At 69.7% G+C, this 17,916-nt stretch carries 8 protein-coding genes; 4 read left to right on the forward strand and 4 right to left on the reverse strand.

Features of this window, described 5'->3' with window-relative positions; genetic code table 11:
- Positions 1 to 31: 31 nt before the first annotated feature.
- Both ACL58G_RS25585 and ACL58G_RS25590 read right to left on the reverse strand, forming a co-directional pair.
- Entirely contained in the window at positions 32 to 2,359 is a 2,328-nt protein-coding gene (locus ACL58G_RS25585; RefSeq protein WP_440963606.1) for a molybdopterin cofactor-binding domain-containing protein, read from the reverse strand.
- Positions 2,328 to 5,486 carry a sensor domain-containing protein gene (locus ACL58G_RS25590; RefSeq protein ID WP_440963607.1) on the reverse strand — a complete coding sequence of 1,053 codons (3,159 nt, stop codon included), beginning with the start codon at positions 5,484 to 5,486 and terminating at the stop codon, positions 2,328 to 2,330. The genes ACL58G_RS25585 and ACL58G_RS25590 overlap by 32 nt, the downstream gene beginning before the upstream one ends.
- A gap of 275 nt (positions 5,487 to 5,761) precedes the next feature.
- Here ACL58G_RS25590 and ACL58G_RS25595 point away from each other — a divergent pair, with 275 nt between their 5' ends.
- From ACL58G_RS25595 to ACL58G_RS25605, 3 genes are all read left to right on the forward strand, one after another.
- Positions 5,762 to 8,062, forward strand: a complete 2,301-nt coding sequence (locus ACL58G_RS25595) for an alpha-L-fucosidase (RefSeq protein WP_440963608.1) — start codon at positions 5,762 to 5,764, stop codon at positions 8,060 to 8,062.
- An 11-nt stretch (positions 8,063 to 8,073) separates the two neighbouring features.
- Positions 8,074 to 10,929 (forward strand): beta-galactosidase GalA, encoded by a 2,856-nt coding sequence (gene galA / locus ACL58G_RS25600; RefSeq protein ID WP_440963609.1) that lies wholly within the window; start codon positions 8,074 to 8,076, stop codon positions 10,927 to 10,929.
- Positions 10,930 to 11,267: 338 nt separating this feature from the next.
- Positions 11,268 to 11,972, forward strand: coding sequence for an IS1595 family transposase (locus ACL58G_RS25605; protein ID WP_440963610.1), 705 nt, complete (start codon positions 11,268 to 11,270; stop codon positions 11,970 to 11,972).
- Between the two features lie 84 nt (positions 11,973 to 12,056).
- Here the strand turns inward: ACL58G_RS25605 and ACL58G_RS25610 are convergent, their stop codons facing one another.
- Both ACL58G_RS25610 and ACL58G_RS25615 read right to left on the reverse strand, forming a co-directional pair.
- Positions 12,057 to 12,635, reverse strand: coding sequence for a hypothetical protein (locus tag ACL58G_RS25610; protein ID WP_440963611.1), 579 nt, complete (start codon positions 12,633 to 12,635; stop codon positions 12,057 to 12,059).
- A 65-nt stretch (positions 12,636 to 12,700) separates the two neighbouring features.
- Positions 12,701 to 15,058, reverse strand: a complete 2,358-nt coding sequence (locus ACL58G_RS25615; RefSeq protein WP_440963612.1) for a WD40/YVTN/BNR-like repeat-containing protein — start codon at positions 15,056 to 15,058, stop codon at positions 12,701 to 12,703.
- Positions 15,059 to 15,311: 253 nt separating this feature from the next.
- Between ACL58G_RS25615 and ACL58G_RS25620 the strand changes: the two genes are divergently transcribed.
- Positions 15,312 to 17,915 carry a glycoside hydrolase family 3 C-terminal domain-containing protein gene (locus tag ACL58G_RS25620; protein ID WP_440963613.1) on the forward strand — a complete coding sequence of 868 codons (2,604 nt, stop codon included), beginning with the start codon at positions 15,312 to 15,314 and terminating at the stop codon, positions 17,913 to 17,915.
- Position 17,916 lies beyond the last annotated feature (1 nt).

Here is a 17,916-nt window from a genome sequence, read left to right on the forward strand (position 1 = left end):
AGCGGGTGGGACGGGCACAGGGGTACCCACCCTACGACAGTCGCAACGGTAATGTCCGCAACCGCTGGCCCGTCAATTTGAATACGGCGTTCGCCACCGCCGGCGCCACGGGCGGCACCGCGGGTTCGCCCATGCCTTCCGGCGGTTCCGCGCTCGGTACGATGACGGTCTCCACCTCGGGCGCCTGCGCCATCCGCAGCACGGGATAATCGCCGAAATTCGTCTGCTGCGGCTGGCCGTCCCTGAAGGTGATCTCCCCCGCCAGCGCGGCCGACAGGCCGAACACGACACCCGACTCGACCTGCTGCGCGACGATGTTCGGATTGACGACGAGGCCGCAATCGACGGCGCACACGACCTTGTGCACGCGGATCTCCTTGTCTTGCACCGACACTTCCGCGACCTGCGCCACCACGGTCCCGAACGACTGGTGCACGGCGACGCCGTGCGCGCGGCCCTCCGCCGGCGTGCCCGCACGCGCGAGCGCCGCGTCCAGCGCGGCCAGGTGGCGCGGATGGTCCTTCAGCAGCGCGCGCCGCCACGCGACCGGGTCCTGCCCCGCCGCATGGGCCACCTCGTCCGCGAAGCTCTCCTTGAAGAACGCGTTGTGCGAGTGGCCCACGGAGCGCCAGTACCCGATCGACACGACGCTGTCGACGGTCACGTGGCGGCTGCGGCGGTTCGCGATCGCGTACTGCAGGTCGTACTCGCCCTCGGCCGTCGTCTTGTCCGGACCGACGCCGGGCAGGCCGAGGTTGCGCGGGAAGTACTGGTGGCCGATGGCGCCGCTCGCGAGCTTGCTGTCCCACGCGAGCACGCGCCCGTCGGCGCCGACGTGCGCCGTGTACCGGGCCAGCGCGGCCGGGCGGTAGACGTCGTGGCCCGTGTCGTCCTCGCGCGTCCAGAGCAGTTGCACCGGGCGGCCGCGCGTCTGCATGGCCACGGCGACGGCCTGCGCCACCATGTCCGTCTCCAGGCGCCGGCCGAAGCCGCCGCCCAGCATCGTCACCTCGATGGTCACATCCTCGCGCGCGACGCCCGCGACCTTCGCCGCCACGTCCACCGCGATGCTCGGGACCTGCGTGGGCGACCACAGCGTCACTTTCCCGTCCAGGACCTGCGCCGTGCAGTTCTGCGGTTCCATCGTCGCGTGCGCGAGGAAGGGCGCGCGGTATTCGGCCTGCACGGTGCGCGTGCCCGCGAGTTCGGCCGCGTCCTGGCTGCCGGCCTCGAAATACGCATGGCCCGATTCTTCATCGAGCGCCTTCGCAAAACCGGCGAACACGGACTCGCTCGACAACGCGGCATGCGGGCTCGCGGTCCACTGCACGGGCAGCGCCAGCGCGGCCTGCTGCGCCTGCCACCAGCCCTTCGCCACGACCGCGACGCCGGCGCCCGCACCGGACAACGGCGCGAGCGCGGACGATACGTCGACGACGTGCTCGACGCCCGGCAGCGCGGCCACCTTGCCCGCATCGAACCCCGCGACACCTGCGCCCAGCACGGGCGCCATGCGCAGCGCCGCGTACAGCAGGCCTTCCGGCCGCACGTCGATGCCGAACACCGCGCGCCCGTTGACCTTCGATGGCGCGTCGCGCCGCGGCACCGGCTTGCCGATCAGGCGGAAGTCCGCGGGCGTCTTGAGGCGGACGTCGTCCGCATCGATGTCGCCGCCCAGCGCAGCCGCGCGCTGCGCGAGCAGGCCGTACGGCGCGCGCCGTCCGTCCGGATGGAGCACCATGCCGTCGCGCGTCGCCAGCGTCTCCGGTGTCGTCTTCCACTGCTCGGCGGCCGCGCGCAGCAGCATCGCGCGCGCGACGGCGCCGGCCGTCCGCATCGTCGGCCACGCATCCTTCACGCTCGTCGAACCGCCCGTGAACATGATGCCCAGCTCGCGCGCCACCTTGCCCGCGACCCAGCGCGCACCCAGCTGGAAGTTGCCGGCATCGTCCGGATGGAACGGCAGGGTGTCGCGCAGGACGGTGAGGTTGGCGAAGATCTTGTCGATGGGCGCCTGCACGACGCGCACGGCTGCCAGCGGCGCGTCCAGTTCCTCGGCCAGCAGCATGGGCAGCGCCGTGTGCACGCCCTGCCCCATCTCGCTGCGCGGGACGACGACGTCGATGGTGCCGTCGGGAGAGATCGCGACCCAGCCGTTCAGGGCGATGGCGCCGGCATCGCGCACGGCAGCCGGCCCGGTCGCGCGCAGGCGCTGGCGCGGCGGCGCGACGCCCCAGCCGACGACGAGCGCCGTGCCCGCGGCCAGGCCGCCCAGCAGGAACCGGCGCCGGCCCCCGCGCACGGTGCGTACAGGACCACCGTCCTCCTTATCCGAACCTGGTCCGCCCGTGTCCCGCATCGTCCTGCCTCCATGTCTCCAACAATTCAGCCGGCTCCACCGGCCGGCCGTACAGATAGCCCTGCGCGCGCCGGCAGCCGTGGCGCAGCAGGAAGGCCGCCTGCTCGGCGGTCTCCACGCCTTCCGCGATCACGGCGAGGTCCATGCTCTTGCCCAGCTGGACGATGGCGACCGCGATCGCCTCGTCGTCCTTGTCGGCAGCGATGTCCTTGATGAAGCTGCGGTCGATTTTCAATGTCTGCACCGGCAGCTGCTTCAGGTACGCGAGCGACGAATAACCCGTGCCGAAATCGTCGATCGCCAGTTCCACGCCCAGGGCGTGCAGGTCGTTGATGTACTGGAGCGCGTCGCCCGTATTCATGATCACGGACTCCGTCACCTCCAGCTGCAGCCGCTGCGGCGCGAGGCCAGCGTCGGCGAGTACGCGCGCGACGAGCGGCGCCACGCTGCCGCGGTCGAACTGGCGGCCGGACAGGTTCACCGCCACCTTCGGCACGTACAGCCCGGCCGTCTCCCAGCATACCACCTGGCGGCATGCCTCTTCCAGCACCCACGCGCCCAGCTGGCCGATGAAGCCGATGTCCTCGGCGAGCGGAATGAAGCGCACCGGGGGCACATGGCCCAGTTCCGCGCTGTGCCAGCGCACGAGCGCCTCGACGCCGATCAGGCGGCCCGTCTCGATCTCGACCTGCGGCTGGTAATGCAGGCGGATCTCGCCCCGCTCGATCGCGCGGCGCAGCAGGCCTTCCATGCGCAGGCGCTCGGCGCCGTCGCCATCCATCGACGGGGCATACAGCTGGTAGCCGTTGCGGCCACGCGCCTTGGCCTGGTACATGGCCACGTCGGCATTCCGGATCAAGACGTTCATGTCGACGGCATCCTGCGGGAACAGGCTGATGCCGACGCTGCCCGTGACGAACAGTTCGTAATCCGACACGAGCGCGGGCCGCTCGAACAGCTGCATCAGTTTTTCCGCGACCTGGCGCGCGCCGTGGGCGCCGTCGACGTCTTCCAGCAGCACGATGAATTCGTCGCCGCCCAGGCGCGCCAGCGTGTCGCCGTCGCGCAGGCACCCGGCCAGCTGGCCCGCCACCTGTTTCAGCAGCTCGTCGCCGACGTGGTGGCCGAGCGTGTCGTTGACGGTCTTGAAGCGGTCGAGGTCGATGAACATCACCGCGAGCTGGCGGTTGTTGCGCGCCGCGCGCACCATCGCGTGCTGCAGGCGGTCGTGGAACAGCAGGCGGTTCGGCAGGCCCGTGAGCGGGTCGTGGTGCGCCAGGTGGTCCAGCTTGTCCTGCGATTCCTTGACCTTCGTGATGTCGGAAAACACGCAGACGTAGTGCGTGACGGCGTCGGCATCGTCGCGCACCGCGGACACGGTCAGCCACTCGAGGTAAGTCTCGCCGTTCTTGCGGCGGTTCAGGAGTTCGCCGCGCCAGAAGCCCGTCTCCGCCAGGTCGGTCCACAGCGCCTCGGAGAACCCGGCGTCGTGGCTCGCCAGGCGCGTGAGGCTCGAATGCGTGCCGACCGCTTCGCTCTCCGTGTACCCGGTGATCTGCGTGAAGGCGGGGTTCGTCGCGACGATCTTGCCGTGCAGGTCGATCACCATCACGCCGTCGGCGATGTGTTCCAGCACGGTGGCCGACAGGCGCAGCTTTTCCTCGGTCTGGCGCCGCTCCGTGATATCGGCGAACACCCAGATGCTGCCGTCGTCCTGGCGTTCCGGGTCGAGCGCGCGGCCGCTCACGGTGCACCACACCAGGCTGCCGTCGCGGCGGCGGAACTGGCGCTCGTCGCCGAAATCGCCGCCGCGCGCCAGCACGGGTTCCGCCGCGTCGATGCCCTGCACGTAATCCTCGACGGTCGGGAACAGCACGCCGATCGGATCGCCCTGCAGCTCGCCCTCGCCGTAGCCGAACAATTCGTCGAAGCGGCGGTTGGTCGACACGACGCGGCGCTCGCGCACGTACATGATGCCGAACATGACGTTGTCCAGCACCGCGCCCTGCTCGGCCAGCAGCGCCTCGATGCGCATCTCGTTGTATTTGCGCTCGCTGATGTCGGAGATGATCCCGTCGATCCAGAACGCGGCGTTGCCGTCGAAGCCGACCGGCTGGCCGCTCTCCAGCACCCAGCGCTCGATGCCGGCGGCGTCCGTGATGCGGTATTCGATCTCGTAAGGCCGCACGGCCAGCACGGCCTCCTTGACGAGGTGCCGCTGCATCTTGCGGTCTTCCGGGCAGATGACGTCGGCCCAGCGGTCCGTGTGCGCGCCGATGAAGTGAGCCGCTGGATAGCCGGAGATGTCTTCGATGGCGTCGCTGACGAAGTCGATCGGCCCACCCGGCCGGGCACGGAACACGGCGCCCGGCACCTGCGTGACGATGGTGCGGAAGCGTTCCTCGCGCCGCGCGATGTCCTGGAACAGGTCGCCGATCGCGATACGCATGTGCTCCAGCTGGCCGCCGAGCCGGCCCAGTTCGTCGTTCGTGGACAGCGCGAGCGGCGCGTCGAACTGGCCGCGCGCCAGGTGATCGGAAAAGCTCATCAGGGTGCCCAGCGGCGCCAGCAGGCGGCGCCGCAGCAGCATCAGGATCAGCAGCAGCGACACGCCCAGCTGCACCGCCAGCACCAGCGCGTAGCGCACCTGCTTGGCGCGCAGCGATTGCTGGCTCAGGCTGTCGTCCATCTCGACCGTCACGTGGCCGATCGGCTGGCCGTGCACGACGACCTCGCGCTCGGCGCGCAGCACGTGGCCGCCGGGCGCGGCCGCCGCGCGGCGGTCGATGAAATCGCCCTCCGCCTGCGCGCCCACATGCACGCGCACGACGGCCGGGTCGCCCATCAGCGAATCGACGAGCGAGCGGGCCGCGTCGATGTTCATGTTCCACAGCGATTCCTGCATGCCGAGGGCGAGGATGTCGGCATTGCGCTGGAGGGTCTCGTCCAGCTCGCGGCGCGCCGCATGCTGTTCCTGCACGCCGATCATGAGGTAGCCGCCCACGACGGCCGGTATCGCCAGGCCGCCGGCCACCAGCACGAGCAGCGCGGCGTACAGCGAGCGGCCGTACAGCCGCGCGAGGCGCGACGGTAACGCGGACAGGGCGACACGGGACAGGAAGGACATGGCGGAGAGATGCGGTGCCGGTCAGCCTGTGGCTGATACGACATCTTTCTGTGGTAAATCAATAAGTTAATGTTTTTTTGATTATGCACGCAACAGTTGCCGTACGTCACACCTTTTTAGGCGTGCGCGCACGGTGATAGCGGTAACCGTTACCTGGTTGCCACGTTGGCGACGCGGATTTACGTAATTTTCCATGCCGGTTGTGGGATTTCGCGATTGCAAGCGTAATACGGCCGATCACAAAATCGATACGCCACTTATCACACCGACACATCATGCTCCCACCTCGACACCCACAAGGCTGCCTCGGCCTGGCCCTCGCGCTCGCCTGCGCCGCTGCGCACGGCGCCCCCATTCCCTATGCGACGGAACACGTCATCGCCGCGGACGACACCCCCGCCACGATCGTCGCCAAGGCCGCGACAACCCTGCCCCGCCCCAACCAGTCCGCCTGGATGCGGCTGGAGCGCACGTTCTTCCTGCACTTCGGCGTCAACACGTTCAATGAAGTGGAATGGGGCAACGGCAAGGAAGACCCTGCCCTGTTCAATCCCACGCAACTGGACGCGCACCAGTGGTTGCGCGCGGTGAAACAGCTCGACGGCAAGATGCTCGTGCTGGTGGCCAAGCACCACGACGGCTTCGCGATGTGGCCGTCGCGCTATACGAATCACTCGTCGGCCGCGAGTCCCTGGCGCGGCGGCAAGGGCGACCTCGTGCGCGAGGTGGCCGATGCGGCGCGCGGCGCCGGCGTCAAGCTCGGCATCTACCTGTCGCCGGCCGACCTGTACCAGCTGAAGACCAACGCCGCGAACCCGGCCGGTTATTACGGCAACGGCAGCGCGAAACGCCGCTCGACGATCCCGACCGACCCGGCCCGCTTCCAGAGCGACCCCGCGCAGGGGCGCACCCCGCCGCCGGGCCGGCCCGTGTTCACGTACGAGGTCGACGACTACAACCGCTACTTCCTGAACCAACTGTACGAACTGCTGACGGAATACGGACCGGTCCATGAAGTGTGGTTCGACGGCGCCAATCCCGACCCGAGCGTGGCCGAGACCTACGACTACGCGGCCTGGTACGACCTGATCCGCAAGCTGCAGCCGGACGCCGTCATCATGGGCAAGGGGCCGGACGTGCGCTGGGTCGGCACGGAAAGCGGCTACGGCCGCACCACCGAATGGAGCGTGATTCCACTGCCCACGGCCCCCGGCGCGTTCCAGTGGCCCGACATGCAGGGCGCGGACCTCGGCAGCCGGGCGCAGCTCAAGCCCGGATCGCACCTGTGGTGGTACCCGGCCGAGACCAACGCGACCCTGCTGGCGAACGGCCAGTGGTTCTGGGCGCACGACAAGCGGCCCCGTCCCGTCACGCAGCTGGTCGACATCTTTTATTCGTCGATCGGCCGCAACGCCAACCTGATCCTGAACCTGTCGCCGGACAAGAGCGGCCTCGTGCCCGACGACCAGGTCGCGACGCTGGGCCAGCTGGGCGCCATCGTGCGCGCCACGTTCGCCGTCAACCTCGCACGCGGCGCGCGCGTGACGGCCGACCACGCGGCCCCGCGCCATGCCGCCCCGGCCGTCCTCGACGGCAGCCTGGACACCTGGTGGGAGGCGGCGCCCGGGCGCAGCGACGGCACGCTCACGCTGACCCTGCCCCGGCGCACGCGCTTCGACGTCGTGTCGCTGCAGGAAGCGGTGGACCGGCGCGGCCAGCGCATCGAGTCGTTCGAGATCGAGACGTGGGACGGCACGGCGTGGACCGCGCCCGCGCGCCACCCGGCCGACGTGACGACGACGGTCGGCCACCGCCGCCTGATCCGGCTGCGCGCGCCGGTGACGACGGACCGCGTGCGCGTGCGCATCACGGGCGCGCGCCTCGAGCCGACGCTGGCGGAGATCGGGCTGTACAAGCAATCGGAAGACCTGTTGCCGCCCACGATCGCCGACCGCGACGCCGCCGGCGCCGTGCGGCTCGACCATCCGGCCGGCGGCACGATCGTCTACACGGTCGACGGCTCGGCCCCGACGGCCGCGTCGCCCGTGTACCGCGCGCCGCTGGCCATGCCCGGCAGCGGCATCGTGAAGGCGGCGCGCCTGCTGCCCGGCGGGCGGCTCGGCGTCGTCGGCGTGCGCGACTTCACGGGCTTGTCGCCGCGCGGCTTCACGGTCGTGGCGGCGGATGCCGAAGATGCCGGCCACGCGGCCGCACTCGCCGTCGACGGCGATCCCGCCACGTTCTGGCAGACGCCGTGGGGCGGCGGCCGGTCCATCCAGGTCGACATGGGCCAATCCCACCGCATCGCGGGCCTCGCCTACCTGCCGCGGCAGGATGGGCAGGTGGCGGGGACGGCCGTGAACTACCGCTTCGAGACGAGCGCGGACGGGACGCACTGGCAGGCCGCCGTCGAACGGGGCACGTTCGCGAACGTCCACAACAACCCCGACCTGCAGACGGCCCGTTTCGCGCCGGTCACCGCCCGCTTCTTCCGTTTCACGGTGCTGGACGATGTGTGGCGCTCCGGCTCGGCCAGCGCGGCCGAGCTGTCCGTCATTTCCGCCGACGCCGATTGAGCGCAGCCCGCATGATGACCGGCCACGACCACCGCGGCGCCTGGATGCGCGCCGCCCTCCACCGCCTGCTCACCGCCTGCGCCGTGCTGCTGGCAACGTTGCAACCCGCCCACGCGGCCCCGCGCGAGCGACTGTCGCTGGATGCGGGCTGGCGCTTCCTGCAGGGCGACGTGCCCCTGCCGGCCATCAAGGGCCATGGCGCCAGCTACCTCAATGCCAAGGCGGGCGAGGCGCAGGGCCCGGCCAATGCCGACTACGACGATTCAGGCTGGCGCCGGGTCGACCTGCCGCACGACTGGGCGGTGGAAGGCCCGTTCGACGCCGCACAGAACAAGTCGCAGGGCTACCGCGCGCGCGGCATCGGCTGGTACCGACGCTACTTCACCCTGCCGGCGTCCGACCGCGGACGGCACATCGAGCTGCGGTTCGACGGCATCGCCACGCACAGCACCGTGTGGGTCAACGGCATCGTGGTGAACCGCAACTGGTCGGGCTACAACGGCCGCCACATCGACATCACGCCGTACATGCGCTACGGCGCGGAGCCGAACACGATCGCCGTGCGCGTCGACGCCGAAGTGATGGAAGGCTGGTGGTACGAAGGCGCCGGCATCTACCGCCACACCTGGCTCGTCAAGCGCGACGCCATGCACATCGCCACCGACGGCATCCACGCGAATCCGGTGCGGAAGGACGGCCGCTGGACGCTGCCCGTGACGGTGGACGTCGACAGCAGCGCAGACAGCGCACGCAAGGCGCGCCTGGAAGTCAGCCTGCTCGATCCGGCCGGCCATGAAGTCGCGCACGCCGGCGCGCCCGTGCAGGTCGATGCGCTCGGCAGGGCCAGCACGCGGTTGGCCCTGGCCATACGCAATCCCCAGCCGTGGACGCTGGCCGGGCCGGCGCTGTACCGCGTGCGCGCCGTGCTGCGCGATGCGACCGGCGAGCTGGATCGCGCCGAGACGCACACGGGCTTCCGCACGATCCGCTTCGACGCCGACCGCGGCTTCTTCCTCAACGGCCAGCCCACGAAACTGCAGGGCGTGGCGATCCACCAGGACCATGCCGGCGTCGGTGTCGCCGTGCCCGACTCGATCTGGGAATTCCGCCTGCGCCAGCTGAAATCGATGGGGGTGAACGCGATCCGCTTCGCGCACAACGCGCCCGCGGCCGAAGTGCTGGACATCGCCGACCGCATCGGCCTACTCGTGATGGACGAGAACCGCAACTTCAACACGTCGCCCGACTACATGCAGCAACTGACCTGGCTCGTGAAGCGCGACCGCAACCGTCCGAGCGTCATCCTGTGGTCGATTTTCAACGAAGAGACGCTGCAGGGCACGGAGGTCGGCTACGAGATGGCGCGCCGGATGGTCGGCGCCATCAAGCAACTCGACACGACGCGCCCCGTCACCGCCGCGATGCACGGCGGCCTGTTCGCCGCCAGGAGCGCCGTGCAGGCGCTGGACGTGGCGGGCATCAATTACCAGGTGTGGGAATACGACCGCTTCCACAAGATGTACCCGCACAAGCCCGTGTTCAGTTCGGAGGACACGTCGGCCTTCATGTCGCGCGGCGAGTACACGACCGACCAGGACAAACACCTCGTCGCCAGCTATGACGACGACGCGGCCCAGTGGGGCCAGACGCAGCGCGGCAGCTGGAAGCAGATCAGCGCCCGCCCGTTCCTGGCCGGCAGCTTCGCGTGGACCGGTCTCGATTACCGCGGCGAACCGACGCCGCACGAGTGGCCCAGCGCCGGCTCGTTCTTCGGCATCATGGACCTGTGCGCGCTGCCGAAGAACGCGTACTGGTTCCGCCAGGCGCTGTGGCTGAAGGACCGCACCGTCGTCAAGGTCATGCCGCACTGGAACTGGGCCGGCAAGGAAGGACAGCCGGTCAAGGTGCGGGTCGCGACCAACGCGCCGCGCGTGCGCCTGGAGCTCAACGGCGCCGTCGTCGGCGAGCAGGACGTCGATCCGTTCGACATGGCCACGTTCCAGGTGCCGTATGCGCCGGGGCGGCTCGAGGCCGTGGCGCTGAAGGATGGCGCCGTGGTCGGGCGCGACCAGGTCGAGACGAGCGGCGCCCCCGCCCGCCTCGTGCTGGCGCCGGACCGTCCGGCGCTGGCCGGCGACGGCGCCGATGCCGTGCCCGTGACGGTGAGCGCCGTCGACGCGCGGGGCCGTCCCGTCCCCGACGCCAACCTGCACGTGACGTTCGACCTGGCCGGCCCCGGCGCGATCATCGGCGTCGGCAACGGCGACCCGAACTCGCACGAGTCCGAGAAGGCGCCCGAGCGCAACCTGTACAACGGCCTCGCCCAGGTGATCGTGCAAAGCCGCCGCGCCGGCCAGGGTCCGCTGACCTTGCGTGCGCACGCGGACGGCCTGCAATCCGCCGCACTGGCGCTGGACGTGCGCGCCGTCGCGCCCATCCCCGCCGTCGCCGAGGCGCAGCCGCTCGTGCGCCCGGCGCCGTGGCGCACGTCGCCGCCGCAGGCCGACCGTCCGGACCCGAACCGCGTCCTGGCCGACAACGACATGAACACGTGGGGCTGGGGCGAACCGCCGCTGAAGCAGGCGCCCGACGCGCTGCCGTGGCGCAGCTACCGCGTCGCGTTCGGCCTGCGCAGCGACCGCAACGACGGCCATGCGCGGCTCGTCATGCGCGAGATCGCCGGCAAGGCCGAGGTGTGGCTGGACGGCGTCAGGCTGGGCGAGAAGACGGCGTACGAACCGGGCCCGCTGACCCTGGCGGTGCCCAAAGGTGCGGGTTGGCGCACGCTCACCGTGCTGGTCCAGGCACAGCCAGGCCAGCCGTCCGGCCTGACGGGCGACGTGACGATCGAACCGGGTACGCCATAAAAAAAAGGCTGTGTTCGCGCTAGTTATGTGAACTGTAATTCGTTGCAGAGGTCATACGCATCGTCGAGTTAACTCATGAGGAGTGGCGATGCGCGGCCTGACGTTCGACGAATTGTTCGCCATGTTGCTGGCGGTGCGGTTGTCGCCAGAACGACCTGGCCCGGCTACGGGAATGGATCGGCGGCATCGCGGATCCGGCCGAGTGCATCGCCCTGATCGAGCAGGCGGCGGCGGGCCGGCCGTGTCCGCACTGCGGCTGCGCCCGCAAGCACCGCTGCGGCCAAGCGAGCGGAATGCAGCGCTTCCGTTGCCTCACATGTGGGCGCAGCCACAACGCATTGACCGGTACGCCGCTGGCGCGGCTGCGCAAGAAGGAGCTCTGGCTGCCGTATCTGCAATGCGTGCTCGAATCGCGCACGGTGCGTGATGCCGCGCAAGTCGTCGGGGTGCATCGTACGACCAGTTTTCGATGGCGCCACCGGTTCGTGCCCGGTGCGATGCGCGACCGGCCGGCAACGCTGTCGGCCATCGTCGAAGTCGACGAGACGTATCGGCTCGAATCGCAGAAGGGGGCACGGAATCTCGCGCGGCCGCCGCGAAAGCGGGGTGGCGTGGCCAAGCGGCGGGGCATCAACCGGGAACACGATTGCCTGCTCATCGCGCGCGACCGCAGTGGCCGTACGCTCGATTTTCATACGGGGCGCGGCCAAGTGACGGTGGCGCAATTGCATGAGTGCCTCAAACCCGTGCTGCAGGACGACGTCCTCTTGATCACCGACGGCGCCATCGTCTATCGGCATTTCGCGGAGCAGGCCGGCATCACGCATGAAGCGGTGAACGTGAAAGCGGGCATCCGGGCGCGCGGCGCGATTCACATTCAAAACGTGAATAGCTGGCACAGCCGCTTCAAGACCTGGCTGGTGCGGTTTCGCGGCGTGGCGAGCCGCTACCTGATCCATTACTCGGGATGGCAGCGCATGCTGGACGATCGTCGGCTCACGAAGCCGGCTCATCTGCTGTGCGCTGCGGTCCAGCTCGGCTAGACGAGCGGGTTACCGAATTATCGCGAACACAGCCAAAAAAAAAGCGGAGGCACACAGCCTCCGCTTTGCATCCCGCTCCCCGGATCAGGTCCGGCGGCGCGCCAGGCCGAAGGCCGCCACGCCGCCCAGCAGCAGCGGCAAGGTGCCCGGCAGCGGCACGGTTCCCGACGCTTCCACGTCGACGTTGGCGAGCGCATTGACCGCACCCGACGTGAAACGCAGCTCCGTGATGGCGTTCAGCGCCGTGTTCCAGGTGCCGCCGCCCTCCAGGAAGGCCTGCAGGTTGCCGTCGGTCGACAGCGCGCTGCCGGTCGTGTAGTAGTCGAAGCCGCGCAGGTCGAACAGGCCGCCGCCGATGCGCGTCAGCGTGACGAAGGTGTCGGCGCCGTTCTCGAAACCGTCGTGCCAGTTGTACGTCTGCGGGTCGAACGTGCCGTCGCCGACGTGGGCCGCGCCGGCGTCCGCCCCCGGCGCGTTCAGGGTCAGGCGGTAGCCCGACTCCTCGTACACGAGGTTCGTGCCGTCATAGCGCATGTTGGCGGCGAGCGGGAAGCCGTCGCCGTACATCATCTCGGTCAGGCTGTCGAACGTCAGGACGGTCGCGCCGGCGTTGGCGGCCGCGACGCCCAGTGCGAGCGCGGCCAGGATTGCTTTCAGTTTCATGTAGATGTCTCCAGGTATTCGGATAGAGGCCGGTCCCGTGTCCGACACGCGGGACCGGCGTTGCGTCAGTAGGTGTACAGGACGCCGCGGGCGGCGCCGGCGAAGTACACGCGGCCAGGCACGGTCTGGTCGGCCGCGAGGTTGCTGATGCCGGCGTACTGGTGCTGGTCGTCGTTGATGCGGGTCCAGTTGGCGGCGCCGTCATCCGAGCGATACAAGCCCCATTGGCCGTTGATCACGCCCACGATATAGATCGAGGACGAGTATTTGGCGCCGGCCGGGGCCTTGCCGAGCGCGATCGACGTGGCGCCATAGATCTTCGGCTCGTAGTAGTTGCTGGGGTTCGGAACCGACTGGGTCACGTTCAGCTTGGTCCAGTTGGCGCCCGCATCGGTCGAGTGCAGGATACTGAACCCGTCCGCCAGCCAGATGTCGCCTTCCGCGTTCGGGTTGACGGCGATCGAGGTCTGTCCGAACTGGTTCAACGCGGCGATGTTCTTGAACGTGGCGCTCTCGGTGAACGTGCGGCCGCCGTCGGTCGACGTGTAGAAGTGCGCCGCGCCGCCCCATTGCGCCCACCACGCGCCGCCCGAGTCGTACGCATAGACCTTGTTCGGGTTCTTGCGGTCGGCCACGACTTTATAGCCGCGCGACACGCTCATGCGGGGCAGCGCCGGCAGGTTCGTGTAGGTCCACGTGTTGCCGTTGTCGGCCGTCCAGGCCGGTACCGACTCGGCCGGCGCCCAGACCGCGTTGGCGGCCTTCGTGACCGCGATGCTGCCCGTTTCGGACTGGTGCGCCTTCGCGTCCGGGTGGTTGGTCGCGAACTTGTTCCAGCTTACCCCGCCGTTGGTGGAGTAGGCGCCGACGATGTCCGGGTAGTCGTACGACCCGGCGCCGATGGCGGCGATGTAGTTGGGGTTGGACCATGCGGCGTCGATGCCGAACGCGCTGCCGAACCAGTTGCCCGAGGTGCGCGTGGGCGACTTGAGAAGTTCCGTCTGCACGGTGACGCCGATGTCGAGGCCGGCGCGCATCAGCGAGTAGCCGGCGCCCGACGCCGGGGCCATCAGGGCCTTCGTCGCGACTTCCTCGACGCCGCTGACGATGAAGTTCCACGTCGGCTGCGCGGCCGACGCGTTGCGGGTCTCCCACACGCCGCCGCCGGTCACGTGCAGGACGCGGTCGGGATTGTTCGGGTCGATCTCGACGTCGTCCACCCAGCCGGAGTAGCCGCCATCGGTCGGGTTGCGCGGCATCAGGTTGGCGATTTCGCGCCAGGTCGCGCCGCCGTCGTCGGACATCTGCACGGCCGGCATGCCGACCCAGTTCCCCCACGTGTTGGTCACGCCCAGCGCGATACGGGTGTTGGCGCCGGTGCCGGACACCGACAGGCCGCCCATGCCGAAGCTGGACCACTGGGTGTCGTCGTAGCCTTTCAGCAGGGTCCAGTGGGTGCCGTCGAACTTGTACAGCCGGCACGGGCCGCCGGCGCCGGGACCCTCGCCCTTCGTGAACGCCACGTACATCATGCCGTCCTTCGCGCGCGCCATGTGCGGGATGATGTAGCCCTGCACGTCGGCCGGGACCGGAATGCTGGTCCACGACGCGCCGCCGTTGGTCGTCTTGTACAGGCCCGCGGTCAGGCCGGCCATGCCCGCGTAATCGGGCGCCACCGCCGTGTAGATCGTCTGCGTGGCGGTGCCTGTACCTTTGGTATCGGTGTCGAAGATCACCTGTTCGATGCCGACCGGGCTGCTCCAGTAGGTCGTGTCGATCTGCGCCTGGGTCATCGTCAGCGGCGAGAGCGACGTCACCTGGTTCCAGGTCTGGCCGCGGTCCATGCTCTTCCACAGGCCGGCCGTGCGCGTGGCGTAGAACAGGATCCTCGAGTCGTTCGGGTCGACCATCAGCCGTTCGCCGATCGCGCGGCCCTGGTTGTTGCCGCCCGCGGGGAACGGCAGGTCGACGTGCGTCCAGTGGCTGCCGCGGTCGGTGGAAATGTACAGGCGCGCGGTGCTGCTGGCCCAGTTGTACATGCCGGCGCTCATGTAGACGCGCTGGTCGTCGTTCGGGTCGAGCGCCATCGTTTCGCTGCCGTGGTAAAAGCCCTCGTCGGGGCCGAACATGTCCGTGATCGCGATCCAGGACGAGGTGGCCGCATCCCAGCGGTAGGCGCCGCCGACGTCGGTGCGCGCATACAGCACGTCCGGGCTGGTCGGGTGGAAGATCAGGCCCGGCACGTAGCCGCCGCCGCCGAACTTCACGCTCGCGAAGCGGGCGGGCTTGATGGTGGGACTGGCCGATCCGATGGTGCCCGCCAGGACGGTTTGACCGTTGCCGTGATCGGCGTTGCCGCCGCCGCAGCCGGCAGCGAGGCCCGCCACGACGCCAGCCAAGGCGATGAGTCGCATCTTGTGCATGTTTGTGTCTCCAGAATGATGTGATGTCGTACCGGCAGCGGGCACACCCGCCCGGATTCGATACATTCTGTGAGACTGTCCATACGGCGGCAATTTCGAAAACCCTCAGGCCAGCCACGAAATCCCGGAGCGTGCACGCGGCGCGACATGAAATTCCGCAGCGCCGGCAGAATTTTCACCAGCGGCGCCGGACGACGCCGGCGCGCGGCCGCGCCGGTGTTAGCATCCGCGCGCCAACCCATCACCTACGCCCATGACACCTCGACATCTCTCCCGGACCGTCCTTGCCGCGGCGGTCGCCCTGACGCTGTCCCTGCCCGCCCTGGCCGCGCAGGCCGATCCCGCCGCGCGCGCGCACGCCCTGCTGGCCCGCATGACGCTGGACGAAAAGGCCGGCCAGCTGCAATCCACTTCACCCGCCATCGCGCGGCTCGGCATCCCGGCCTACAACTGGTGGAACGAAGGCCTGCACGGCGTCGCTCGCGCCGGCAACGCCACCGTGTTCCCGCAGGCGATCGGCCTGGCCGCCACGTGGAACGCCGCGCTCGCCGAACGCGTCGCGGACACGGTCGGCACCGAGTTCCGCGCGAAGTACCTGGAAACCGTGCATCCCGACGGCGGCGCCGACATGTACCGCGGCCTCACGGTGTGGTCGCCGAACGTGAACATCTTCCGCGATCCGCGCTGGGGCCGCGGCCAGGAAACCTATGGCGAGGATCCCTACCTGACGTCGCGCCTGGGCGTGGCCTACATCCGCGGCCTGCAGGGTGCCGACCCGGGCGCGCCCAAGGTATCGGCGACGGTCAAGCACTTCGCCGTGCACAGCGGGCCGGAGGCCGACCGCCACCGCGAGGACGTGCATCCTTCCCCGCGCGACCTGACGGAAACGTACCTGCCCGCGTTCCACGCCGCCGTCACCGAGGGGCACGTGCTGTCCCTCATGTGCGCGTACAACGCGGTGAACGGCTTGCCCGCCTGCGCCAGCGCTCCCCTGCTCAAGGACCTCCTGCGCGATGCGTGGAAGTTCCAGGGCCATGTCGTGTCCGACTGCGGCGCCATCGCCGACATCCACTCGGAAGGCGCGCACCGCTACGTCGACACGCCGGAGAGGGCCGTCGCGGTCGCGATCAAGACCGGTACCGACGTGATGTGCGAATTCGGCAACAGCCCCACGGCGACGCCCGCTACGACCGTGCGCGCCGTGCAGCAGGGCCTGCTGGCCGAGGCCGACGTCGACCGTGCCGTGCTGCGCCTGCTGGAAGCGCGCATCCGCCTCGGCCTGCTCGATGCGCCGCGTCCTTGGGCCGGCATCACGGCGAAGGATTACGACACCCCGGCCGGCCGCCGCCTGAACCTGGAAGCGGCGCGCCAGTCGCTCGTGCTGCTGAAGAACGACGGCCTGCTGCCGCTCAAAACGGCGCCGCGCCGCATCGCCGTGATCGGCCCGAACGCCGACAGCGTCGACGCGCTGGTCGGCAACTACAGCGGCACCCCGTCGAAGCCGATCACCGTGCTGGCCGGCCTGCGCGCCCGTTTCCCGCAGGCGCAGGTCACGTTCGTGGAAGGCACGGGCTGGGTCGCGCCACCGCTGCAGGACGTGCCGGCGGACGCGCTGTGCCTGGACGCCGGCTGCGCCCAGCCCGGCGTGCGCACGGAACGGTTCGACAACCTCGACCTGGCGGGCACGCCGGCCGCCGTCACGACCAGTGCGCAGGCGGCGTTCCGCTGGGGCTGGCCGGACAACGTCGAGCGCAAGACCTCCACGCGCTGGAGCGGCTACCTGCGCGCCTTCGAAACCGGCCCGCATCACCTGCGGCTGAAAGGCGGCCAGGGCTATCGCATCCGCGTCGATGGACGCCTCGTCACGGACTTGTGGGACATCGCCTGGCCGACGTCGAACACGCCAGTCGAACTCGCGGCCGGCAAGGTGTACCGGATCGAGATCGAGGCCCGCCAGGCCGGCTGGGACGGCGACCAGAAGCTGCAGTGGACGCGGCCCAGCTTCGACGACACGGCCGCCCTGGAAGCGGCGCGTGCGGCGGATCTCGTCGTGTTCGCGGGCGGCCTGACGTGGCAGCTGGAGGGCGAGGAGATGGCGGTCAACGCGCCGGGCTTCGCGGGCGGCGACCGCACGAGCCTCGACCTCCCCGCGCCGCAGGAAGCGCTGCTCGAACGCCTGGGGGCGCTCGGCAAGCCGCTGGTACTCGTCAACATGAGCGGCAGCGCGGTGGCGCTGAACTGGGCCGACAAGCACGTGCCGGCCATCATCCAGGCCTGGTATCCGGGCGGCGAAGGCGGCCAGGCCGTGGCCGAACTGATCGCGGGCGACTTCAGCCCCGCCGGCCGCCTGCCGGTGACCTTTTATCGATCCGCCGCCGACCTGCCGCCGTTCAAGGACTACGGCATGCAGGGCCGGACGTACAAGTACTTCAAGGGCGAGCCGTTGTACCCGTTCGGCCATGGCCTGAGCTACACGCAGTTCTCGTACAAGCTCGCCGCGCCCGCGCCAAGGGCCGTGTGCGCCGGCTGCGCCGTCAAGGTCGCCGTCGACGTGAAGAACGACGGACCGCGCGCCGGGGACGAAGTCGTGCAGGTCTACGTCGCCAGGCCGCGGCCCGGGGCGCCCAACCGCACGCTCGTCCGCTTCGCCCGCGTCACGCTGCAGCCGGGCGAGAAGCGCCGGCTGACGTTCGACCTGGACGGCAAGGCCCTGAGCACGGTCGACGCGGCCGGCAAGCGCAGCGTCGAGCCGGGCCACGCCACCGTGTGGATCGGCGGCGGCCAGCCTGGCCCGCGGACCGCGGGCGTCGCGCTGAAGTTCGGCGTCAAGGGCCGCCGCAACCTGCCGTCGTTCTGAC

Source organism: Massilia sp. GER05 (assembly GCF_052056005.1).
Lineage (GTDB): Bacteria > Pseudomonadota > Gammaproteobacteria > Burkholderiales > Burkholderiaceae_D > Telluria > Telluria orientalis.